This window comes from Mesorhizobium sp. ANAO-SY3R2, assembly GCF_042466635.1.
In the GTDB taxonomy this organism is placed as follows: domain Bacteria; phylum Pseudomonadota; class Alphaproteobacteria; order Rhizobiales; family Rhizobiaceae; genus Aminobacter.
In genome coordinates, this window is sequence record NZ_CP159955.1 from 2,321,093 (window position 1) to 2,342,049 (window position 20,957).

22 protein-coding genes and 1 tRNA gene are annotated in these 20,957 nt (G+C 62.2%); 14 read left to right on the forward strand and 9 right to left on the reverse strand.

Annotated features, from left to right (window positions below):
• Positions 1 to 38: 38 nt before the first annotated feature.
• The 6 genes from ABSY17_RS16260 (at position 39) to ABSY17_RS16285 (ending at position 4,663) form a co-directional block, all read left to right on the forward strand.
• Entirely contained in the window at positions 39 to 503 is a 465-nt protein-coding gene (locus tag ABSY17_RS16260) for a PaaI family thioesterase (RefSeq protein WP_378942938.1), read from the forward strand.
• 214 nt (positions 504 to 717) lie between these two features.
• Positions 718 to 1,182, forward strand: a complete 465-nt coding sequence (gene rplM / locus ABSY17_RS16265) for a 50S ribosomal protein L13 (protein WP_378942941.1) — start codon at positions 718 to 720, stop codon at positions 1,180 to 1,182.
• A 2-nt stretch (positions 1,183 to 1,184) separates the two neighbouring features.
• Positions 1,185 to 1,661 (forward strand): 30S ribosomal protein S9, encoded by a 477-nt coding sequence (gene rpsI, locus ABSY17_RS16270; RefSeq protein ID WP_378942943.1) that lies wholly within the window; start codon positions 1,185 to 1,187, stop codon positions 1,659 to 1,661.
• Positions 1,662 to 1,846: 185 nt separating this feature from the next.
• Positions 1,847 to 2,803 carry an agmatinase gene (speB, locus tag ABSY17_RS16275; protein ID WP_378942945.1) on the forward strand — a complete coding sequence of 319 codons (957 nt, stop codon included), beginning with the start codon at positions 1,847 to 1,849 and terminating at the stop codon, positions 2,801 to 2,803.
• A gap of 87 nt (positions 2,804 to 2,890) precedes the next feature.
• Positions 2,891 to 3,823 carry an N-acetyl-gamma-glutamyl-phosphate reductase gene (argC, locus tag ABSY17_RS16280; RefSeq protein ID WP_378942947.1) on the forward strand — a complete coding sequence of 311 codons (933 nt, stop codon included), beginning with the start codon at positions 2,891 to 2,893 and terminating at the stop codon, positions 3,821 to 3,823.
• A complete protein-coding gene (locus ABSY17_RS16285; RefSeq protein WP_378942949.1) occupies positions 3,824 to 4,663 on the forward strand; it encodes an aminoglycoside phosphotransferase family protein in 840 nt (279 codons plus the stop codon).
• Here the strand turns inward: ABSY17_RS16285 and ABSY17_RS16290 are convergent.
• Positions 4,653 to 5,747 (reverse strand): COX15/CtaA family protein, encoded by a 1,095-nt coding sequence (locus ABSY17_RS16290; protein WP_378942951.1) that lies wholly within the window; start codon positions 5,745 to 5,747, stop codon positions 4,653 to 4,655. The two genes, ABSY17_RS16285 and ABSY17_RS16290, sit on opposite strands and share 11 nt — an antisense overlap.
• Positions 5,748 to 6,007: 260 nt before the next feature.
• Between ABSY17_RS16290 and ABSY17_RS16295 the strand changes: the two genes are divergently transcribed.
• Positions 6,008 to 6,226 carry a DUF2842 domain-containing protein gene (locus ABSY17_RS16295; protein WP_378942954.1) on the forward strand — a complete coding sequence of 73 codons (219 nt, stop codon included), beginning with the start codon at positions 6,008 to 6,010 and terminating at the stop codon, positions 6,224 to 6,226.
• A gap of 3 nt (positions 6,227 to 6,229) precedes the next feature.
• Here ABSY17_RS16295 and ABSY17_RS16300 read toward each other — a convergent pair whose 3' ends face one another.
• Positions 6,230 to 7,279 carry a polysaccharide deacetylase family protein gene (locus tag ABSY17_RS16300; protein ID WP_378942956.1) on the reverse strand — a complete coding sequence of 350 codons (1,050 nt, stop codon included), beginning with the start codon at positions 7,277 to 7,279 and terminating at the stop codon, positions 6,230 to 6,232.
• 100 nt (positions 7,280 to 7,379) lie between these two features.
• On the opposite strand from ABSY17_RS16300, the gene ABSY17_RS16305 reads away from it, so the two are divergent.
• The gene (locus tag ABSY17_RS16305; protein WP_378942959.1) at positions 7,380 to 8,582 is read left to right on the forward strand and encodes a GNAT family N-acetyltransferase; all 1,203 of its coding nucleotides are present in this window, start codon (positions 7,380 to 7,382) and stop codon (positions 8,580 to 8,582) included.
• Between the two features lie 2 nt (positions 8,583 to 8,584).
• Here the strand turns inward: ABSY17_RS16305 and ABSY17_RS16310 are convergent, their stop codons facing one another.
• Positions 8,585 to 10,723 (reverse strand): GumC family protein, encoded by a 2,139-nt coding sequence (locus ABSY17_RS16310; protein ID WP_378952753.1) that lies wholly within the window; start codon positions 10,721 to 10,723, stop codon positions 8,585 to 8,587.
• Between the two features lie 199 nt (positions 10,724 to 10,922).
• On the opposite strand from ABSY17_RS16310, the gene ABSY17_RS16315 reads away from it, so the two are divergent.
• From ABSY17_RS16315 to ABSY17_RS16340, 6 genes are all read left to right on the forward strand, one after another.
• On the forward strand, positions 10,923 to 11,489 hold the full coding sequence (locus tag ABSY17_RS16315; protein WP_378942961.1) for a polysaccharide biosynthesis/export family protein: 567 nt from the start codon (positions 10,923 to 10,925) through the stop codon (positions 11,487 to 11,489).
• A gap of 94 nt (positions 11,490 to 11,583) precedes the next feature.
• Complete coding sequence (locus tag ABSY17_RS16320) at positions 11,584 to 12,654, forward strand: glycosyltransferase (protein WP_378952756.1); 1,071 nt, start codon at positions 11,584 to 11,586, stop codon at positions 12,652 to 12,654.
• 86 nt (positions 12,655 to 12,740) lie between these two features.
• Complete coding sequence (locus ABSY17_RS16325; RefSeq protein ID WP_378942963.1) at positions 12,741 to 14,273, forward strand: undecaprenyl-phosphate glucose phosphotransferase; 1,533 nt, start codon at positions 12,741 to 12,743, stop codon at positions 14,271 to 14,273.
• The gene (locus ABSY17_RS16330) at positions 14,270 to 15,508 is read left to right on the forward strand and encodes an O-antigen ligase family protein (RefSeq protein ID WP_378942965.1); all 1,239 of its coding nucleotides are present in this window, start codon (positions 14,270 to 14,272) and stop codon (positions 15,506 to 15,508) included. The genes ABSY17_RS16325 and ABSY17_RS16330 overlap by 4 nt, the downstream gene beginning before the upstream one ends.
• A gap of 210 nt (positions 15,509 to 15,718) precedes the next feature.
• Positions 15,719 to 15,955: a DUF1344 domain-containing protein gene (locus ABSY17_RS16335; protein WP_378942968.1), complete on the forward strand. Its 237-nt coding sequence runs from the start codon at positions 15,719 to 15,721 to the stop codon at positions 15,953 to 15,955.
• A 516-nt stretch (positions 15,956 to 16,471) separates the two neighbouring features.
• Complete coding sequence (locus ABSY17_RS16340) at positions 16,472 to 16,729, forward strand: hypothetical protein (RefSeq protein WP_378942969.1); 258 nt, start codon at positions 16,472 to 16,474, stop codon at positions 16,727 to 16,729.
• A 149-nt stretch (positions 16,730 to 16,878) separates the two neighbouring features.
• Here ABSY17_RS16340 and ABSY17_RS16345 read toward each other — a convergent pair.
• The 6 genes from ABSY17_RS16345 to ABSY17_RS16370 form a co-directional block, all read right to left on the reverse strand.
• Positions 16,879 to 16,955, reverse strand: a tRNA-Pro gene (locus ABSY17_RS16345).
• 124 nt (positions 16,956 to 17,079) lie between these two features.
• A complete protein-coding gene (locus ABSY17_RS16350) occupies positions 17,080 to 17,616 on the reverse strand; it encodes a MerR family transcriptional regulator (RefSeq protein ID WP_378942971.1) in 537 nt (178 codons plus the stop codon).
• Between the two features lie 172 nt (positions 17,617 to 17,788).
• Positions 17,789 to 18,112: an integration host factor subunit alpha gene (locus tag ABSY17_RS16355; RefSeq protein ID WP_378942973.1), complete on the reverse strand. Its 324-nt coding sequence runs from the start codon at positions 18,110 to 18,112 to the stop codon at positions 17,789 to 17,791.
• 130 nt (positions 18,113 to 18,242) lie between these two features.
• A complete protein-coding gene (locus ABSY17_RS16360) occupies positions 18,243 to 19,214 on the reverse strand; it encodes a beta-ketoacyl-ACP synthase III (RefSeq protein WP_378942976.1) in 972 nt (323 codons plus the stop codon).
• Positions 19,215 to 19,226: 12 nt separating this feature from the next.
• Complete coding sequence (plsX, locus tag ABSY17_RS16365) at positions 19,227 to 20,294, reverse strand: phosphate acyltransferase PlsX (RefSeq protein ID WP_378942978.1); 1,068 nt, start codon at positions 20,292 to 20,294, stop codon at positions 19,227 to 19,229.
• A gap of 105 nt (positions 20,295 to 20,399) precedes the next feature.
• Positions 20,400 to 20,951, reverse strand: a complete 552-nt coding sequence (locus ABSY17_RS16370; protein ID WP_378942980.1) for a YceD family protein — start codon at positions 20,949 to 20,951, stop codon at positions 20,400 to 20,402.
• Positions 20,952 to 20,957 lie beyond the last annotated feature (6 nt).

Consider the following 20,957-nt stretch of genomic DNA (forward strand, 5'->3'; position numbering starts at 1 on the left):
CGACCTCGATGCAACCGAGGATAGAAATGGAAGCTACCATGCCCGAACAGATGCACCTGAAGCCAGTGATGAACGCGAACGAGGTTAACGACCTCCTCAAGGGCGCCTATCCGCAGCTCAACGACCAATATGATTTCTATCAGGCGATCGAGGTGTTCCCTGGAGGCTGTACGGTACGCCTCAACGCCGACGAACGCCACCTCAGGCCAGGCGGTACCGTGTCAGGGCCCTCCCTGTTCACGCTTGCCGACATCGGCGGCTACGTCTGCGTGCTCAGCCATGCCGGCCCCGACGCGCTCTCGGTCACGACCAGCCTCAACATCAACTTCATGCGCAAGGCCGAGACCGGACCGATCGACGGGCATTGCCGGATCCTCAAGCTTGGCAAGAGCCTGATGGTCTTCGACATCGACATCGTCGCCGGTCCCGATCGCCAGACCGTGGCGCACGCCACCGGAACCTATTCCATCCCACCGAAGCGCAGCAGCAATGAGGTAAAATAATACCGCCTAGTTATCGCTTTGTTTTTGCGCCTCTTTTCGCCGCGACCCGCAAGTCGACAAGCTTGACGCGCCGTTAGCCCTCGCCTATAAGCCCATCCAAAGCAGCGGCCCGAAATGGCCGCCGTTTTGTTATTGGCGAGCGGCACCGTCCGTTGGCCAATAAAAGCAACAAGAAACGCCTTCTTCGGAAGGTCCCAAACGAAAGCATTTATCCATGGCAACCTTTTCGCAGAAGCCTGCGGACGTGGTGAAGAAGTGGGTGCTGATCGACGCCGAGGGTCTCGTCGTCGGCCGTCTCGCCACTATCGTCGCCAACATTCTCCGCGGCAAGAACAAGCCCACCTTCACGCCCCACGTCGACGACGGTGACAATGTCATCATCATCAATGCCGACAAGGTCGTGTTCACCGGCAAGAAGTACACCGACAAGGTCTACTACTGGCACACCGGCCATCCCGGCGGCATCAAGGAGCGCACTGCGCGCCAGCTGCTCGAGGGTCGTTTCCCCGAGCGCGTGCTCGAGAAGGCCGTTGAGCGCATGATCCCGCGCGGTCCGCTTGGCCGTCGCCAGATGAAGAATCTCCGCGTCTACGCAGGCGCCGAACATCCGCATGTCGCCCAGCAGCCCGAGACGCTCGACGTCGGCGCGCTGAACGCCAAGAACAAGAAGGCCTCGTAATTATGGCTGATCTCAGCTCGCTCGCAGAACTCGGCACCGTCGCTGTCGCCGCACAGCCGGCAGCTCCGGTCCACGTCCAGAAGCTCGACAAGAGCGGCCGCGCCTATGCCACCGGCAAGCGCAAGGACGCCATCGCTCGCGTTTGGGTCAAGCCGGGTTCCGGCAAGATCATCGTCAACGGCAAGGAATTCGCGGCATACTTCGCGCGCCCCGTGCTGCAGATGATCCTGAACCAGCCGATCGTCGCGGCCAACCGCGTCGGCCAGTACGACATCGTTGCCACCGTCGTCGGCGGCGGCCTGTCGGGCCAGGCGGGTGCCGTTCGTCACGGCATCTCCAAGGCGCTGACCTACTACGAGCCGGCGCTGCGCGGCGTGCTCAAGAAGGGCGGCTTCCTGACCCGCGACAGCCGTACCGTCGAGCGTAAGAAGTACGGTAAGGCCAAGGCCCGTCGTAGCTTCCAGTTCTCGAAGCGCTAAGCGCCTCGCAGATCGGAATTTCGGAAAAGGCCGCCTTCGGGTGGCCTTTTTCTTTGGTGGCTGAACAACAACAGTACGCTGAAGCGCAGCTTGTCATACGCGTTGCACCACGGGGCTGGCATCTTGCGCCCGGCTTCTGTAGTTCTGGCGCCACGACTTCCGAAAGACCGAATGAGGAGACTGCCATGCCCGCATCGTCGATCGATCACGCTTTTACCGCGCGGAACACAAAGGGCCGCTCGGGTGATCCGACTTATGCGGGGGCCTTGTCCTTCATGCGCCGCAAATATTCAAAGAACGTCGCCGGCGCCGACGCAGTCGTCTGGGGCATTCCCTTCGACGCCGCCGTCACCAACCGGCCGGGCGCGCGCTTCGGCCCGCAGGCGATCCGCCGCGCTTCGGCGATCTTCGACTGCGACCCGCAGTATCCGTTCCATCGCGATCTGTTCGACGACCTCGCGGTAATCGATTATGGCGACTGCCTGCTCGACAGCGGCAACCATCAGAAAACGCCCGGCACCATCGAGCGCGAAGCTACCAAGATCCTGAAATCCGGTGCGTTCCTGCTGACGCTCGGAGGCGACCATTTCGTCACTTGGCCGGTGCTCAAAGCCCATGCCGCGATCCACGGACCGATGGCGCTGGTGCAGTTCGACGCTCACCAGGACACCTGGCCCGATGACGGCAAGCGCATCGATCACGGCTCCTTCGTCGGCCGCGCGGTCAAGGACGGCATCATCGATCCCGACCGCTCGATCCAGATCGGCATCCGCACCCATGCACCCGACGATTTCGGCATCAAGATCCTCTACGGACACGATGTCGAGGAGATGCGGGCCGCCGACATCGCTTATGCGATCGCCGAACGCACCGGCGGCAAGAAGACCTATGTCACCTTCGACATCGATTGCCTGGACCCCGCCTATGCACCGGGAACTGGCACGCCGGTGGCAGGCGGCCCCTCCTCGGCAAAGATCCTTTCGGTGCTGCGCCAGATGACACAGATCGATATCGTTGGCGCCGACATCGTCGAGGTTGCACCGGCCTACGACCATGCCGATATTACCGCCATCGCGGGCTCGACGGTCGCCATGCACTATCTCGGCCTACTGGCCGAGAAGAAGGCACGCAACGGCGGCTGAGACACTGAATCAACGACCTCCGGGTTAGAGTCCGATTTTGGCCACAACCCTCTGACACGACTTCTTTTTCGACGGAACGACAGGCACATGAAACCGAAAATCTTCATCGACGGCGAGCACGGCACGACAGGCCTCCAGATCAGGGCGCTGCTCGCTGGGCGCAACGATATCGAGATGATTTCGGTTCCCGTCGAGCGCCGCAAGGACCTTGCCGCGCGCGCCGAGTTCCTCAACGCGGCAGATGTCGCTATCCTGTGCCTTCCGGACGACGCGGCCAAGGAGAGCGTCGCGCTGATCAAGAATGACACGACGCGCGTGATCGACGCCTCGACCGCGCACCGCGTGGCCGACGGCTGGACCTACGGCTTTCCGGAAATGGACGAAGCCCAGACCAAGGCCGTCGCCGCTGCCAAGCGCGTCGCCAATCCCGGCTGCTGGCCGCAGGGTCCGATCGCGGGCTTGCGCCCGCTGGTCACCGCCGGCCTGCTGCCGGCCGACTACCCGGTCACGGTCAATGGCATTTCGGGCTATTCCGGCGGCGGCCGGCAGATGATCGAGGATTACGAAGCGCAGGGCGAGGACGCACCCGAGTTCCTGCCATACGGCCTGATGCTCAAGCACAAGCACGTGCCGGAGATTCGCGCCTATGCCAAGCTTTCGCATGACCCGATCATGCAGCCGGCGGTCGGCAACTTCGCGCAAGGCATGATCACTGTCGTTCCGCTGCAGCTCGGCAGCCTGAAGAAGGTGCCGACGGGCGCCGAACTTCATGCAGCGCTCGCCGACCACTATGCCGGCCTGAAGGGCGGCGTGGTTGAAGTGGCGCCGCTGGTCGACTTCGAGCGCAGCGCCGACATCCAGCCGGAAATCTACAACGGCACCAACAAGATGAAGCTCTATGTCAGCGCAAACGACAAGGCCGCGCAGGCGCTGCTGATCGCCGTCTACGACAATCTCGGCAAGGGTGCGTCAGGCGCTGCGGTGCAGAACATGGACCTGATGCTCGGACTCCATCACTGAATGGACCCGGCGATTTTTCCGGCCCACTGGAACGTCAGCGAGCCGGAGCTCATCGCCGAGACATTCTCCAGCCGCATATGGAAGGTGCGGCTGGCTGACGGCAGGCCGGCGATCGTCAAGGCGCTGAAGCCGTTCGATGACGTCGGCGACGAGTTGCGCGGCGTGCACTACCTGAGCTGGCGCAACGGCGTTGGCGCGATCCGGCTGCTGCAGTTCGAGGGGCACGACATGCTGCTTGAGTATGCCGGCGACCGGCATCTGACCACCGAACTGAACGAGCATGGCGACCGCCATGCGACTGACATCGCCAATGAGGTCATGGCGCGGCTGTTCTCGCCGTCCGACACCCCGCCCCCAGCTGACTTGCAGCCGCTGGGTGAGCGCTACGCCAGCCTGTTCAAGAAGGCCAGGGCCGAAAGCGATGCCGGCACGAAGTCCCTATATGCGGAGGCGGCAGGGATCGCGGAGCGCCTACTCTCAGATCCACACGACATCAGGGTGCTACATGGCGACCTTCATCACGACAACATCCTGTTGGGCGAGCGCGGCTGGCTGGTGATCGATCCCAAGGGCTTGCTCGGCGATCCCGGCTTCGACGCGGCGAACCTGTTCTACAATCCGCTCTATCGCCACGACCTCAGCCTCGCGCCCAAGCGCATCGCCTACATGGCCGAGACATTCGCGAGGACGCTTGGTCAGCGTCCGGACGTCATCCTCGACCACGCCATCGCTTGGGGCTGTCTGTCGTCATCCTGGCATGCCGAAGACGAGAACGACGAGGACGAGCAGAGCGAACTCGCCGTCGTGGCAGCGATCCGCGCGGTGCGGGCTAGCTTCTGACCTCGACGTCGGTTTCAAGCGGATAAGCCCCCTTGGTGCCGCGCCAATGGGCGGTGGCGAAGATCAGAACGACCAGCGCAAAACCCTGATGCAGCAGCGCCCAGTGCATGTGCGCCTGCATCAGCAACGTACCGACGCCGATGGCCGCCTGACACAGGATCAAAAGCACAAGCAGCCAGGCGCGGCGCGCATGCGTCGTTCTCGGCGCAGCTCGCGTGGTCGAAAAAGCGTGCCATAGCGCCACGACCAGCAAGGTGTAGGCAAACATCCGGTGGATGAACTGCACGGTCTTGGGGCTTTCAAAGAAATTGCGCCAGACCGGTTCGATCACCCAGAGGTCGCCAGGGACAATGGCACCGTCCATCAGCGGCCAGGTATTGTAACTTAGACCGGCATGCAGGCCGGCGACCAGAGCGCCGAGATAGATCTGGAACAGCACGAACAGCACCATGATGCCGGCGAAGCGCTGGACCTGCCGATTGGCGGGTGGTTCAGAATAGGTCGCAAGCCCTCTGGCGATATAGGCGACCGCGGTCACGATGATGCAGGCGAAGGTGAGATGGATCGCCAGCCGGTACTGGCTGACCGAAACGCGCTCCGAAAGCCCGGACGCGACCATCCACCAGCCGACCGCGCCCTGCAGGCCGCCCAGCGCCAGAAGCCCGACGAGGCGGGGCTTCAGCCGACGCTCAAGACGGCCCGTAAGCCAGAAGAAAGCGAGCGGGATGGCGACCAGGAAGCCGACGCCACGGGCGAGCAGCCGGTGCGCCCATTCCCACCAGAAGATGCCCTTGAACTCGTCAACGGTCATGTCCTTGTTGATCTGTTCGTATTGCGGAATCTGCTGGTACTTTTCGAATTCCTCCTGCCACTCCGCCTGATTGAGCGGCGGGATGACACCGTGGATCGGCTTCCATTCGGTGATGGAGAGCCCCGAGCCGGTCATGCGCGTGGCGCCACCCACCATGACCAGCGCAAACAATACGATCAGCACGACATAGAGCCAGCCCCGGACGAGCGCGCGATTGCGTAGCTCCTTGTCGCGTTCGGCAAGCGGTGCGGCAATATTGGTCGTGGCGGACATGGCGATCGTTCCCGGCGCATTCGAAACCGCAGGACTGGTGGACCATAGCGGCGCAACTGACCACGCGACAAGCGGTCGCGCCGCTGCGTCGCATGCCCTCCCCGGTTGCGTGGGCAGGCCGGAGAGACTATGCGGAGGCCTAGCGCATCGGCCTCGAGATCGGGAATGGTTTTCGAGGCAGGATGCCGCCGGCTCAAGATGTCAGAGCGGCCCCATGCGCCTCCAGGTGGGCGCGCCGTGCTCGGACAAAGGATGAAGAAATGCCAGTTCGCGTCAAGAAGCTGATCGGTACCGTGCTGCTGGTGCTGCTGGTGATCGTCTACGCGCTGGTCGCGACTACGGTGGCAGTGGCGCAACTTGCGGAGTCCGGCCCAGTCGTCCACCTTGCCTTCTTCTTCCTCAGCGGCCTGCTGTGGGTCCTGCCGGCAATGTGGATCATCAAATGGATGGTCACGCCGTCGAAGAAAACCAACCGCTGATTTTCAAACCGTCACCAGCCGCTTGCCGCGATTTGCCAGAAGCGTCGTCGCTCCCGTCAGCATGGCGCGCATGGTCACAATGTCCTGGTGCCGCCCATTGACCGAAAGGCGCGGCAGCGCATGCAGGTGCTGGACATGTTCGGGCAGCAGCACACCGTGGCGCGTGGTGACCGCGGAGCGATAGCCGGCTTCACGCGCCAGCTCGGATTCACGCTGCCCTGCTGCTGCCGGGTTGCCATAGGGATAGGCGAAATGCTGCGGCGCCTTGCCGATCTCTGCCTCGATCATGCTGCGCGACCGATACATTTCCTGGATCGCGGCCTCCTTGCTCAGCCGCTTCAGATTGTAGTGATGAACCGTATGCGCGCCGATGGTGACCAGCGGATGTGCTGCAATCCGCCTGATCTCGTCCCAATTCATCAGCAGTGCGCGGCCCGGTGACGACGCGTCGTAGCCTGCCATTGCCGCCCAGCCGTGCAGTACGGCGGCCTGGTCCTCTTCGCGCACTTGGCCGGTTAGATGGTTCGACAAATGTCGGAACGCATCGGTCCGCCCTTTGGCCGTCGAGCAGTCGAAACGCATTTCTCCGTCAGACAGCTTGACCGCAAGCGGTCTTCCCGCCGCCACCAGCCCGTCGAGAGCCTCCCACCAGGGGGCGACATCTCCGGAAGTGAGCCCTGGCGCCACGTAAATCGTGATCGGAGCTGAATGGCTTTCGAGCACCGGCAGCGCTTCGGTCATGTTGTCACGGTAGCCGTCGTCGGCAGTGATTGCCGCAAACTGCCCTCGGTTGCTGCCGGATCGAAGCCGCCCCACCGCCTCGTCCATCGAAACGAAGCTGCAACCCATGCGCTTCATTTCACCGATCAGCGCATCAAGAAATTGCGGCGCGATGACGAGACCACGGTTGGGACCTTCAGCAGCTTCCGGGGATTCCGTCACGCGGTGGAGCATGAGGATCGCGCCGACGCCGCCGACCAACGGCTTGGCGAGCGCGCCGAGGCCACCGTAGCTGATCATCTTGAAGGCCAGTTTTCGGGCTGCGTCGATCATTCCTTCACCATTAACAACTAGGTTGTAGCACCTAGGCTTGGCCATACGGAGTTTGCCTGGGCAATGCCCACAGCCCTCTATAGACGGCAAGGATTGAAGTATGGTTGACACGACTGGCTGGCGCAGAAATAGCACCACTCCGCGCCCGACCGTCGATTCGGCTTCCACAGCGACCGCCTTTCATGCCTCGAAGGAGACGATCGCCGCCTATGGCGAATTCTCCCGGCTGGCTGTCTTTGCGCCGGCACAGAGCCCGAAGTGGGTATCCGGCTGGCTGGAAGCGACAGGCTCGGATGCCGTTGTCGCCATGCTGACAGTGCAAGGCCGCGTCGTGCTCGCGCTTGCCCTGGAGGTTTGCCAGGAAGGACCATTCCGTATCGCGCGGTTCCTGAGCGGCAAACACGCCAACGGCAATTTCCCGGCCTCAGACAAGAAATGGCTCGCCACGGCCGACGCGGCCGATGTCCAGAAACTCATCGGCGCGATCAAGGCGGCAAGGCGAGATATCGACGCGGTCGTGCTTGAGCGTCTGATCGGCGATTTCGACGGTCTACCTAACCCGCTGCTGACCCTTCCGTCGGCGCCCAGCCCAAACATCGCCCTGGCGGTCGACCTGGATGGCGGTTTCGAGGCCGTCCTCGGCCGGACCCCCGGCAAAAAGAAGCGCAAGCGCCATCGCAGCCAGGAGCGCAAATATGATGCAGTCGGCGGGGCGCGACGGGTGGTGGCGACCACCGAGGCGGAAACAAATGCCATGCTTGACGCCTTCTTCGCGATGAAGAAGCAGCGCTTCGCTGCAATGGGCATTACCGACGTTTTCGCCCCAGCCGAAGTCCGCAGCTTCTTCCGCAGGCTGTTTGCCGACGCGCTCAAGCAGGACGAGCCTGCCTTTGTCCTGCACGGTCTCGAGGCGGATGGAAGATATCGCGCGGTCACTGGTTCAAGCCGCGCCGGAAGCCGTCTCATCTGCGAATTCGGCGCCATCATGGACGACGACCTCGCCTATATCAGTCCGGGCGAATACCTGTTCTTCGACAACATCTCGGAAGCCTGCGAGCAGGGATTCGGCATCTACGACTTCAGCGTCGGCGACGAGCCTTACAAGCGCAACTGGTGCGACCTCGAAATCCGCCACGCTGACGTGCTGGTGCCACTGTCTGCCAAAGGGCGCATCTACGCACTTGGCATCAAGGCAAGTTCGCGCATCAAAGCCGCGATCAAGGGCAACCATGCCCTATGGGCCCTCGTCAGGCGGTTGCGGACAGGCGCGCGCGGCAAAGCCGCGCTTGCCGGAGAGGACTGAAATCAGGCAGCCGAACGCGTCGGCTGCGGTGTCGTCGGCAGGTCGCGACCAGCCGGCGTCACCAGAATCAGATCTTCGTAGCCGCCAGAGCGAAGGCCGTCGGCCGCGTCAGTGACGTGATCGTCATGTTCCAGGAAGCTGACCAGAACTTCGGTTCCCTCGCCCACGAGACGACGGATCTCATCGGCGTTCGCCGGACCGCACTCGACCACCAGCAGATCATAGGCACTCGTCAGCGATTGCAGAATGATCGGCAGGCGATCGGCAGCGCGCATGGCGCGCGCCGGGTCGACAGTACCTACCGGCAGTACATAGCAATCCGAATAGTGATCGGCACGAATCACATCGGTGAACTGGGCCTCGGCGGCGAGAAGATTGGTGACGCCGGGATAGCGGCCGCCATCGAGCATCGGCCTTGATGCCGCGCCCGAAGCGGTGAGATCGATCAGCAGCACGCGCAGCCCGGTGTCGGCCACCTCGCGTGCCACGAGCACTGCAGTTGCAGCAGCATCGTCGCCCTCGGGCGAGACGAAGATGGCGCGCGCGGCACCACCGGCAATGAGTTTTTCCGCCGCCGCTTCGATACTCACGCCAGCGTGAACGCCCGTCCCGCTGACAGGCACCGACTGGGCCAGTGGCGCCTCGGCTTCGTTGCGAACCCGGGCGTTTGCCGCATCAGACAGGCTGGCCGCCCGGAGCGCCGGCATTGCCACCTGTGGTACCGGGGCAACGTTCGCACCTGCCGCCGGGCGCATCGCGCGGCCAGAGAACAGTTCCTGCAGCAGGGTGACGATCGCCATGAAAAGCAGCGAGCCGACGAAGGCGGCACCGACGATCGGCACGATTCTGGGAAAATAGGGATCCGAAGGCACGTTAGCGCGCGAAAAGATGCGTGCATCGACCGGCAGGTAGTTGCGGTCCTGGCGCGACGAAGCCTCACGATAACGGGTCAGATAGGATTCTAGCTGCGCTCGCTGGGCCGCTGCCTCGCGCTCCAGTGCCCGCAGTTCGACCTCCTGCTCCGAGGCGCGCGCCGACTCGGCCTTCAGCGTGTTGAGGTCGGCAATCAGCTGGCGTTCGCGCATGTCGGCGTTGGATGCCTCGTTGACCAGGCCGTTGACCACTTTTTCGGCCTGCGTCCTGATCTGCGCGTTGAGATCGGCAAGCTGCGAGTTCAGCGCCTTGATGCGGGGATGGTTCGGAAGCAGCGTCGTGGACAGGTCCGCTATGTCATTGCGCAACTGGATCTGCCGCTCGCGCAGACGCTGGATGAGTCCTGATGACAGGACCTCGGGCATCGCATCGAGCGAGCCGCCACCCTTGAGCGCCTCGCGCACGCGCTGGGCCGTGGCTTCGGCGGCGGAACGGTTTGCGCGCACCCGCGACAGTTCGCTGGAAAGCTCGGAAAGCTGCTGCGTGGACAGGACGGAATTGTTCTGACCCATAAGCAGATCGGACTGCGCCCTGAAGCTCGCGACTCGCGCTTCTGCCTCTTTCACCTGCGTGGAAAGATCAGCGATCTCAGGCTTCAGCCAATCAGTTGCCTCGGTGTTCGATTCGAGCTTCGAATTGCGCTGAAATTCCATGTAGACGTCGGCGACCGCGTTCGGCACATCGGCAGCGAGCTTCGGGTCTCGCGACGAGAACTGGATGACGATGACGCGGGAATTTTCAACACGATAGACAGTCAGATTTTCGCTGAGTGTCTTGAGCACGCGATCCTCGGCCGACAGTTCGCCTGGATCGCTCTTCAGTCCGGCAATCACGAGCAGTCGGGACAAAGTCGACATCTCGGTCGCGATTTGGAATTCTGGCCGGCTGGCCAGGTCGAGCTTCGTGGCCACCTGCTTGAGGATGTTGCTCGAGCCGATCACCTCGACCTGGCTGGCCACCCCCTCCCCATCAAGGATCGGCCCCTCGTCGCCGCCACCACCAGGCCGCGTGAACACCGACTCCCGCGTTTCGATGAGGAGCCGCGTTTCGGCGCGGTATTTCGGAGGTGTCATCGAAGTCAGAACAAAGGCCAAGCCGGTTGCAGCGATTGCAACCAATGCCAATCGCGGCCAGTTCCTGATGAGGCTGGCGAAGAGATGGCGGAGGTCGACATCGACATCACCGGCAGTAGACTGAGTGCCTGACATAAATTCTTGCTCCGAGACTTTGCAGGCGCACGGTAAACAAACATGGTAACCCATGCGTTAAGATTGCAGCGCTTGCGGCGAAACCCACGGGAGCGCGAACTGCGCGGCCTTTACCGGGCATTAACCCTAACAAGTCGATAACGATGGCGAACCGGTAGCCGCAGCATGGCGGCAAGCAGTCGAAGGCGCGTCGCCAGCAATGAAAAGACCACTCCCCATTCGTCACGCGTTCATCGCCCTCATGCTGGTCGCGGCTGGCTGCTCGAGCTACAAGCCGGCACCAGAAGCCTTCCATGAAGTGCTCGACAAACCATATCAGCTCGGCGCAGGCGACCGCATCCGCGTAACCGTTTTCGAGCAGGAAGGCTTGAGCAACACCTATAGCGTCGACCAGTCGGGCCACATCTCCTTCCCACTCGTCGGCGCAGTACCGGCGCGCGGCAGCACGCCGAAGCAACTCGAAGCCGCGCTCGCCGCAAAGCTGCGCCAGGGCTTTTTGCGCAACCCTGACGTCTCGGTCGAGGTCGATCGCTACCGTCCAATCTTCGTCATGGGCGAAGTAGGAGCCGCGGGGCAATATTCCTATGTGCCGGGACTGACTGTGCAAAAGGCCGTGGCCATGGCCGGCGGCTACAGCGCCCGCGCCAACCAGGCCGATGTCGATATTACACGCGACATCAACGGCAAGGTGATGACCGGACGGGTGGTGACCAGTGACCCGCTTCTGCCCGGCGATACCATCTATGTCCGCGAGCGGTTCTTCTAAAGTGACCGTCAACTTGACCGCGCCGCAGAACTCACCGCGCCAGCTGCGCATCGTCCACTGCTTCAGGTCGCCGGTCGGCGGCATCTTCAGGCATGTGCGCGACCTGACAGAAGCGCAGGTGGCTGCCGGGCATTCAGTCGGCATCGTCTGCGACTCGACCACGGGCGGCGAGCATGAAGAGCGTCTGTTCGAGACGATAAAGCCCATGCTCGCGCTCGGAGTGCACCGCACGCCGATGCAGCGCCATGTCGGCCCAGGCGACGCTGTTGCCGCCTGGCACAGCTACAAGATAGTCAAGGAATTGCAGCCGGACGTGCTGCACGGACATGGCGCCAAAGGCGGTGTCTATGCGCGTGCGTTCGGCTCACTGTTGCGGGTTTCAAGGTCTCGCGTGGCCCGCCTCTATTCGCCGCATGGCGGCAGCCTGCACTATGACGAGAAGTCGGCGAAGGGAAAGTTCCTCTTCGGTCTCGAACGTCTGATGGAGCGCTTCACCGACCAGCTTCTCTTCGTGTCGGACTACGAGCGCCGCACCTATTTCCGCAAGGTCGGCAAGCCTCGCGCACCCAACAGCCTGGTCTACAACGGCTTGCGGGACAACGAGTTCGAGCCGGTGCATCCCACCAGCCACCCGGCCGACTTTCTCTACATCGGCATGATGCGCGACCTGAAGGGGCCCGATCTCTTCATCGATGCGCTCGCCGATGTTGTGCTGCGCGTCAAAAGGAGTGTGTCCGCGGTGATGGTCGGCGATGGCGATGACCTGCCAAGCTACCGGGCTCAAGTCGAAAGACTGGGGCTCGCCAACCAGGTTCGGTTCATGGCGCCGATGCCTGCCCGCCAGGCCTTTGCCCTCGCCAATTGCGTAGTCGTGCCTTCGCGCGCCGAAGCAATGCCATATATCGTGCTGGAGACCCTCGCCGCAGGCATGCCGATCATTGCGTCCGCTGTCGGCGGCATTCCCGAAATCTTCGGCCCGAACTCGCCAGCGCTTGTCAGCCCGGAAACAGACGAAATCGCGGAGAAGATGGCACTCGCCCTTCAATCGCCCGCGGCATATGCCGCCACCATGCCGACGAATACCGACCTCAAGGCACGATTCAGCGTCGCAGTCATGGCGGCAAATGTCGAAGCGGCCTACCACTCGGCCCTCGCAAGTACCTAGAAGTCGAATTCCCAGCTCAAGGGTTTCTTAGGCCATAGGTGATAGTCGATCTGGCGACAGTTCAGCCAGTTTACAGATCGACGACCATGACCAAAAACGATCCAGCTGGCCGCTTCACTGCCGAGGCGGTCAAAGCAGCAAGCAGCGACAGCAAGAAGACCAGCTCCCGTCTGAGCAAGGTTGCCAGGGAAGTTGCCAGCCAATACCGGCGCGATACCATGTCTCCGGTCATGGTCAGCGGCGTCTTGCGGATCGCGGAATTCGCCCTGCTCACAGCGTTGGGGCTGTCGCTCTATCTCTATCACGTTGGCTTTCTCGAAGAACTCGGCTGGCAGTACCCGGCCGTCATTGTTGCCGCCTCCATCGGCGCGGTGATCTTCTTCGAAGTCATGGATTGCTACCAGCTCCAGTCGCTCCTGCGTCCAGGCGTCACCCTCGGGCGCATGGCGCTTTGCTGGGCCGTGACCTTTGCGCTCATGGCAGTGACCGCCTTTTTCATGAAGGTCTCGGCCGACTACTCCCGTCTCCTGTTCGGCACATGGTTCGTCGCAGGCCTTGCCTTGCTGATTGGCCTGCGGCTTGCCTTGGCGCACCTCCTCCGTCGCTGGGCACGCGACGGTCGCATGGAGCGCCGCGCCCTCATCGTCGGCGGCGGCAAGGCGGCGGAGACGCTCATCCGCTCGATCGAACAGCAGCCATTCAACGACATCCGCATTTGCGGCATCTTCGATGACCGTGACGACCGCCGCTCACCCCCGATCGTAGCTGGCTATCCAAAGCTCGGCACCGTCTCGGAGTTGCTGGAGTTCGCCCGCATCGCGCGCATCGACATGCTGATCGTTTCGCTGCCGCTGACGGCGGAGACGCGCGTCCTGCAACTGCTCAAGAAACTATGGGTGCTACCGGTCGACATCCGGCTATCGGCGCATTCGAGCCAGTTGCAGTTCCGGCCGCGTTCCTACTCCTATATCGGCGCCGTGCCGATGCTCGACATCTTTGACAAGCCGATCAACGACTGGGATTCGGTCGCCAAACGCGCCTTCGACATAGTCTTCAGCCTGCTCGGCATCGTCGTCTTTTCGCCGCTGATGCTCGCGACGGCCATCGCCATCAAGCTCGAAAGCAAGGGGCCGGTGCTGTTCAAGCAGAAGCGCTACGGCTTCAACAACGAACTGATCGAGGTCTACAAGTTCCGGTCGATGTACGCGGACCAGGGCGATCCAGCCGCACGCAAATTGGTGACCAAGCACGACCCGCGCGTTACCCGCGTCGGCCGCATCATCCGCAAGACCTCGATCGACGAACTGCCGCAGTTTTTCAATGCTCTGTTCGGCAGCTTGTCGCTTGTCGGACCGCGCCCGCACGCGATGGAGGCCCTGTCTCAAAACCGTCTCTACAATGAGGTGGTCGACGGTTATTTCGCCCGCCACAAGGTGAAGCCCGGCGTGACTGGATGGGCGCAGATCAATGGCTGGCGCGGCGAGACGGACACGCACGAGAAGATCCGCAAACGCACCGAGTTCGACCTCGACTACATCGAGCGCTGGTCGCTCTGGTTCGACATCAAGATTTTGTTCCTCACACCCATTCGCCTGCTCGACACGGAAAACGCCTATTGAGTGCGATCACCCATGAATTGCCGCAGGGGGCGATCAACGCCAAGCTGATCGGCCTCATTTCCACCGGCGCCATCGCGCTGGGTGTCTTGCTGTCGGGCTTCGTCATCCGCGAACCGGCCCCCTATGAGCTCTACATGGCCGGCCTGATTGCGGTCTGGTCGCTGTTCGGCCTGCGCATTTCACCGGCAATCGCGCCGCTGCTCGTGCTGCTGGTGGCCTTCAACATCGGCGGCATGATCTCGATGACGCAGATGTCGGACATCGCCAACACGCCACTCTATCTGGCGGTATCGCTGTTTCTCGCCTTCACCGCGGTTTTCTTTGCCGCCGTCACCGAAACCGACCCGAAGCTCTATCGGGTCATCTTCCTCGCCTGGATCGCGTCGGCCGTCTTCACCTCGCTGCTAGGCATTCTGGGCTATTTCGGCGCAGTACCGGGCGCGGAGATGTTCACCAAGTACGGCCGCGCGGCAGGGGGCTTCCAGGACCCGAACTTGTTCGGGCCATATCTGGCACTGCCCGGCATCTACCTGCTCTACCGCGTGCTGACCGGCAACCCTGCCAGGATGGCGATTTATGCCATTCCGCTCCTGATCATCACCGGCGGTATCTTTCTATCCTTCTCCCGCGGCGCCTGGGGTCTGTTCGGCGCCTCCGCGACATTGCTGACTGGATTTCTTTTCCTGCAGAGCAACAGCGGAAAATTCCGGCTCAGAATTGTCGTCATGAGCATCGCGGCCGTGGCGCTGCTGGCGATCGCACTGTTGATCGCGCTGCAGATCCCGAGCGTCGCCGAGCTGTTCACCGTCCGCGCCCAGTTGGTCCAGGACTATGACGGCGCCCGCATGGGCCGCTTCGCACGCTTCGGCACCGGGTTCCTGCTGGCCACCGAAAGGCCATTCGGCATCGGCCCGCTGGTTTTCGGACAGATCTACGGCGAAGATACGCACGACATCTGGCTCAAGGCGCTGATGGACTATGGCTGGCTGGGCTTTGCCGCTTATCTGACGTTAATCATATGGACCGTCGCCGCCGGCTTCCGCATCCTGCTTCGCGATCGGCCCTGGCAGCCCTACCTTCTGTCGGCCTATGTCGTCTTCCTCGGCCACATCGCTCTCGGTACGGTCATCGATACCGACCACTGGCGCCACTTCTACCTGCTGCTCGGCCTGATCTGGGGTGCGATAGCACTCGAAAGCCGTCATCAGCGCCGGCTTGCCGGCCAGGTCGACTGAGTCCCCCACCACAGCTGGCGGGCCACATATCGCCTTCATTGTGAACAGTCCGGCACCGATTTCGGGCTCAACTCGGTGTGACTTTTTTGTGACCGATAAGTGACTGCTCCGGCTATCGCATTTAACAACGAAAGGGCCTATCTGGTGGTGGCAAGCGAAACAGAAAATATAAAAATCGTTTCGCGACAAGGAAATGAAAGGCCTACAATAATGAACAAGATCATCATTGCCGCTTCGGCCCTCGCCGTCATGTCTGGCGCCGCTTTTGCTTCTTCGGCTTCTGGAGTTATTAGCAAGTTCAACGCCCAAACGCGCGTCATTACACTGGAGAACGGCAACAGCTACACTGTCCCACGCGACGTCGCGATCCCTGCGATACAGGATGGCGACAAGGTATCGATCCAGCTGAATGACGAAGGCGACAAGGTTCGCGCAGTCCTCAAGTAAGTCTTCACCTCCAGTCGACTTACTTCCCGGCAGCACGCATGTTGCAAGAGAAAGCCATGGGTCCTCCCTCCCATGGCTTTTCTGCGTGAAGACCGATGTCGCCCCCTCCTATGCCGATGGGTGGCGGCCATCAAACTCTCCCGAGCAATGTCGCGTCGCCACCACGGGCCATCGCGGGATAGAGGCTATCCATCATCTCATGCGACGGCGGCCTCGCCAGCCCGGTGACGTGGTATCGGTTCCTGGCGACGAACAACGCCACGCACGGCCGGCCGCCCGGGGCGCATCCTGGTTTCAACGCGCTATCCCCGCCGCCTCTACAGGGAAGACTTCACTAGCCTCGATCTCGCGCCGCTCGGCCAGGCACCAACGTCTGCCACGACCCGGGACGACACCAAACTGTGACCGCACCGCAGTCTAAATCGATCGATTTACGCGTAACCATTCTTGGCCAACTGCGTTTGTAGGGAAGCTGGGCATTGGAGGCCGCAACATCCGATTTGGTGGAGCACCGTCATGAGAAGGCTAATTATAGCCATTTCCGCGCTTGCGCTGATGACAGGCGTAGCGCTCGCCCGCCAGGCACAGGGCACCGTCGCAAGCTACAACCCTTCAACCCGGGTGATCAAGCTTCAGAACGGCAGGAGCTATACCATCCCCCGCCACGTCGCCGTTCCCAGGCTAAACCCAGGCGACAGGGTCACGATCATGTTCAACGATGAAGGCGACAAGATAAAGAACGTGCTTGGCGGCTCACGCGCGTCACGCAGATGAACGGCGCGCGCACAACGGGCGTGGAACCCGTGCATGCCTGTCATGGCAGGACGCGGAGGAGTTGAATTCGAGCGTCGTCGGCAGGCAGCGACAGGCCTGCGCGAAGTCGCGACGAAACAAATCAAAATCGAAGAGGGGGAAGGGAAAAATGGTCGGAGTGGCCGGATTCGAACCGACGACCCCTTGACCCCCAGTCAAGTGCGCTACCGGGCTGCGCTACACTCCGGACCGGTCGCGATGTATCTTGATAATACCGCTTCGGTCAACCCTATTCGGCGGCTTTCCCGTCAATCTTGTTCATTGTCGAAATCGGCCTGCCCGATAGGGCCGGATCCCGGCCGATCCGGACGTCAGCGCACCTGGTCGAGCAGGCGTTTGCACTCGAGCAGGTCGAACAAGGCTTCCTGCAGCAATGCGCGGTTGTCTCGCGATAGCTTGCCGCTGTCGGCGGATACCGGGCCTTCGTCGTCACCCTTGCCCAGGCCGAAGAATCGGCGACTCGGCTTGGCCCTGGCCTCACCGACGAGCACTTCCTCGTCCGTGCGGGGCAGCGCGGCGGGCGTCAACGGCGCTTCCGTCTGCCTGCGCTGGGCAATCGCTTCCACGGCCTTCAGATCGCCGCTGCCGATGGCAACGAGGAACTGGTTGCCATTCTCCCGGAGCAGCTTCTGCACGCCCTTGATGGTGTAGCCCTGCTCGTAGAGCATGTGACGGATGCCCTTGATGAGCTCGACATCCTGCGGCCGATAATAACGTCGGCCGCCGCCGCGCTTCATCGGCTTGATCTGGGTGAATCGCGTTTCCCAGAACCGCAGCACATGCTGCGGCAAATCGAGGTCTTCTGCCACTTCGCTGATGGTGCGGAAGGCGTCGGGGCTCTTGTCCATAGTCGCCACTTTCGCAAGAACGAATCGTGGTTCATTTCAGCGGTTTGCGCGCCAACATTCAAGCCCGGTGCGAATCACGCACCAGGCTATCAACCGATTACAGCGCCGCGCGTCCCTTTGGACGCGCAAAGGACGCTGTAACACTTTGAATTTGCGCATGATCCAAAATCGGCTACTTGGATGCCTTGGACTTGCCGCTCTGATGCGAACGCAGGATCCGGCTCTTGAGCACATTGGATGCCTTGAAGGTCATCACCCGCCGCGGCAGGATCGGAACCTCCTCGCCGGTCTTGGGATTGCGCCCAACGCGTTCGTTCTTGTCGCGGACATGGAACGTGGCGAAAGACGACAATTTGACCGTCTCCCCCCGCACGATCGCTTCGCAGATTTCGTCCAGGACCGTCTCGACCAGTTGCGCCGATTCGGTGCGCGAGAGGCCGACCTTCCGATAGACGGATTCAGCGAGGTCGGCACGCGTAAGTGTCTTTCCCCCCATGCGACGGTCCAATCCTAAATAACAGCAAATTGAGCGAATGCGCCGGAGGTTAAGTAATTGATCCGTAAAGGTCAAGGACCGATCCGTGACCTTCAGCAAGTGCCTTGCAAGGACCGAGGCTATGCCAGGCTCACCACCTCAGGAGAACGGCACCCCAGGTGAAGCCGCCGCCCATGGCCTCGAGCATGACGAGGTCGCCCTTCTTGATGCGACCGTCGGCGACGGCTGCGGAAAGCGCGAGCGGCACTGAAGCCGCCGACGTATTGCCATGGAGATGGACCGTCACGACCGCCTTTTCCTCGGGGATGCCGAGTTTCTTGGCCGAAGCGTCGATGATGCGCTTGTTGGCCTGGTGCGGTACGAACCAGTCGAGATCGTCGGCGCTGATGCCGGTCTGGGCAAAGACATTCTCGACGACGTCGGTGATCATGCCAACCGCATGCTTGAACACCTCGCGCCCCTCCATGCGGAGATGGCCGACGGTGCCGGTGGTCGAAGGCCCGCCATCGACGTAGAGCTTGTCCTTGTGGATACCGTCCGAACGCAGGCTCGCAGCCAGCACGCCGCGATCGGCGATGGTGCCCTGCCCTTCCTGCGCTTCGACCACAAGCGCCCCGGCGCCATCGCCGAACAGCACGCAGGTGGAACGGTCGTTCCAGTCGAGGATGCGCGAGAAGGTCTCCGAACCAATGACCAGGACGCGCTTGGCCATGCCGCCTTTGATGTAGAGGTCGGCGGTGGTCACCGCATAGACGAAGCCGCTGCACACCGCCTGCATGTCGAAGGCGAAGCCGTGGCGCATGCCCAAGCGGTTCTGGATCTCTACCGCGGTCGCAGGAAAGGTGTTGTTCGGGGTCGAGGTCGCGAGCACGATCACATCGATGTCGTCGGGCGTAAGCCCGGCATCGGCAAGCGCTGCGCGCGCCGCCGCCTCGCCGAGCGAAGCAGTCGTCTCGTCGTCGGCAGCGATATGGCGCTGGCGGATGCCGGTGCGCTGGGCGATCCATTCGTCGGAAGTCTCGACCATGCCTTCGAAATCGGCGTTCTTCATGATGCGGCGGGGCAGCGCCGAACCGATGCCGCGCACAACTGATCTGATCACTTCAAAGAGTTCCTATTCCTGATCTTCGGCCTTGGCGACAGGCCGGCCCATTGCGGCGTGCGGGTTGCGCGCGTGAAACAGGTCGAGATCCGCCTCGATGCGATCGAGCAGCCGGTTCCGCACCATATCGTAGGCCATTTCGACGGCTGCGGCGAAACTATCCGCATCGGCGCCGCCGTGGCTCTTCACCACGATGCCGTTGAGCCCGAGGAACACGCCACCATTGGCGCGACGCACGTCCATCTTCTCGCGCAAGCGGTCGAACGCGCCCTTGGCGAAAATGTAGCCGATCTTGGCCATCAGCGTCCGGCTCATGGCTTCGCGCAGATAACCGCCGATCTGGCGGGCAGTTCCTTCTGCGGTCTTGAGCGCGATGTTGCCCGAAAAACCTTCGGTGACGACGACGTCCGTCGCCCCCTTGCCGATGTCGTCGCCTTCGACGAAGCCCTGGTAGGTCATCGAGGCCATGTTGGCCTCGCGCAGCATGCGCCCGGCTTCCTTGACCTCTTCCTGGCCCTTGATCTCCTCGACGCCGACATTCAGCAGCCCAACAGTGGGGCGTTCGATGCCGAACAGCGCGCGGGCCATTCCGGTGCCGAGAATGGCGAAATCGATCAACTGGTGCGCATCCGCGCCAATGGTGGCGCCGACGTCGAGCACCACGCTTTCGCCGCGGGTCGTCGGCCAAAGGGCTGCGATCGCCGGACGATCGATGGTCGCCATGGTGCGCAGGCAGAATTTCGACATGGCCATCAGCGCACCGGTATTGCCGGCCGACACGCAGGCGTCTGACGTCCCTGACTTGACCGCCTCGATCGCCTTCCACATCGACGACTTCCAGCGACCGTGGCGCAGCGCCTGGCTGGGCTTGTCGTCCATGCGGACGGCCACTTCGCAATGGTGAAACTCGCTGACGGCGGCGAGCTTGGGATGCTTGGCCAGCTCTGGGCGAACGACTTCTTCGCGACCATAGATGACGAAACGAATATCGCCGCGCCGGGTGGCGACCTTGGCCAGGGCAGGAATGACCACGGAGGGACCGTGATCGCCACCCATGGCGTCAATGGAAATCTTGATCACGCGTCGGTCATCTCACTGTTGTCGGAGCGGGGCACGCAAAAGCCCGGCGAAAATAGCGGTTTTCGTTCACCGCACAACCGGGATTACGCGAAACGGCAGCCGTTTTCAAAGCTTCTTGGAGATCAGGCGGAGCTTTTTCTGGAAATCGCTCTCAATCGGCTCGATGTCAGCGGAGCGATCCGGGATCGATGCACCCGACTTGCGCGGGTACGGATCGACGCCCAGGCCGAAGAATTCCTCGGCAAGCGCGCCGACATCGATGCTGTCGCCGGAAAAGGTCTCGGGGCTGTCGGGCCCTTCGGCATCGAGCAGAATCTCGCCGCCGACGTGAAACCCTTCCCGACCGAGCTTGGAGTCTTCAGGAAGGAACACCGCCTCGACGTCCTCGTCGATCTTCGTCTCGACCGGCTCGAGGGTGACGATGCAGGCTTGCGTGATCTCGGCCTCGACTCGGCCGCTGACCTTGACGCCGTTGCGCTTCCATTTGGTGACCACAAGATCGGCCCGGTAGCGTTCCACCGACAACAGCCCATGGGCCTCGGCCAGCGCCGCGCGTTGACTCGCGTCGGCATCGACGACAACCGGCTGGCCCTTTTGCGGCAGCCGGGCGACATTGACCGGGAAGGAAACCGGGCTTCGAGTTTCGTGGTGATTCATGGATGA

Bases quoted from the DNA above. Each gene is read 5' to 3' on its own strand.
- ABSY17_RS16260 (WP_378942938.1), top strand. From the start codon at position 39: ATGCCCGAACAGATGCACCTGAAGCCAGTGATGAACGCGAACGAGGTT.
- rplM (WP_378942941.1), top strand. From the start codon at position 718: ATGGCAACCTTTTCGCAGAAGCCTGCGGACGTGGTGAAGAAGTGGGTG.
- rpsI (WP_378942943.1), top strand. From the start codon at position 1,185: ATGGCTGATCTCAGCTCGCTCGCAGAACTCGGCACCGTCGCTGTCGCC.
- speB (WP_378942945.1), top strand. From the start codon at position 1,847: ATGCCCGCATCGTCGATCGATCACGCTTTTACCGCGCGGAACACAAAG.
- argC (WP_378942947.1), top strand. From the start codon at position 2,891: ATGAAACCGAAAATCTTCATCGACGGCGAGCACGGCACGACAGGCCTC.
- ABSY17_RS16285 (WP_378942949.1), top strand. From the start codon at position 3,824: ATGGACCCGGCGATTTTTCCGGCCCACTGGAACGTCAGCGAGCCGGAG.
- ABSY17_RS16290 (WP_378942951.1), bottom strand. From the start codon at position 5,747: ATGTCCGCCACGACCAATATTGCCGCACCGCTTGCCGAACGCGACAAG.
- ABSY17_RS16295 (WP_378942954.1), top strand. From the start codon at position 6,008: ATGCCAGTTCGCGTCAAGAAGCTGATCGGTACCGTGCTGCTGGTGCTG.
- ABSY17_RS16300 (WP_378942956.1), bottom strand. From the start codon at position 7,279: ATGATCGACGCAGCCCGAAAACTGGCCTTCAAGATGATCAGCTACGGT.
- ABSY17_RS16305 (WP_378942959.1), top strand. From the start codon at position 7,380: ATGGTTGACACGACTGGCTGGCGCAGAAATAGCACCACTCCGCGCCCG.
- ABSY17_RS16310 (WP_378952753.1), bottom strand. From the start codon at position 10,723: ATGTCAGGCACTCAGTCTACTGCCGGTGATGTCGATGTCGACCTCCGC.
- ABSY17_RS16315 (WP_378942961.1), top strand. From the start codon at position 10,923: ATGAAAAGACCACTCCCCATTCGTCACGCGTTCATCGCCCTCATGCTG.
- ABSY17_RS16325 (WP_378942963.1), top strand. From the start codon at position 12,741: ATGACCAAAAACGATCCAGCTGGCCGCTTCACTGCCGAGGCGGTCAAA.
- ABSY17_RS16335 (WP_378942968.1), top strand. From the start codon at position 15,719: ATGAACAAGATCATCATTGCCGCTTCGGCCCTCGCCGTCATGTCTGGC.
- ABSY17_RS16340 (WP_378942969.1), top strand. From the start codon at position 16,472: ATGAGAAGGCTAATTATAGCCATTTCCGCGCTTGCGCTGATGACAGGC.
- ABSY17_RS16350 (WP_378942971.1), bottom strand. From the start codon at position 17,616: ATGGACAAGAGCCCCGACGCCTTCCGCACCATCAGCGAAGTGGCAGAA.
- ABSY17_RS16355 (WP_378942973.1), bottom strand. From the start codon at position 18,112: ATGGGGGGAAAGACACTTACGCGTGCCGACCTCGCTGAATCCGTCTAT.
- ABSY17_RS16370 (WP_378942980.1), bottom strand. From the start codon at position 20,951: ATGAATCACCACGAAACTCGAAGCCCGGTTTCCTTCCCGGTCAATGTC.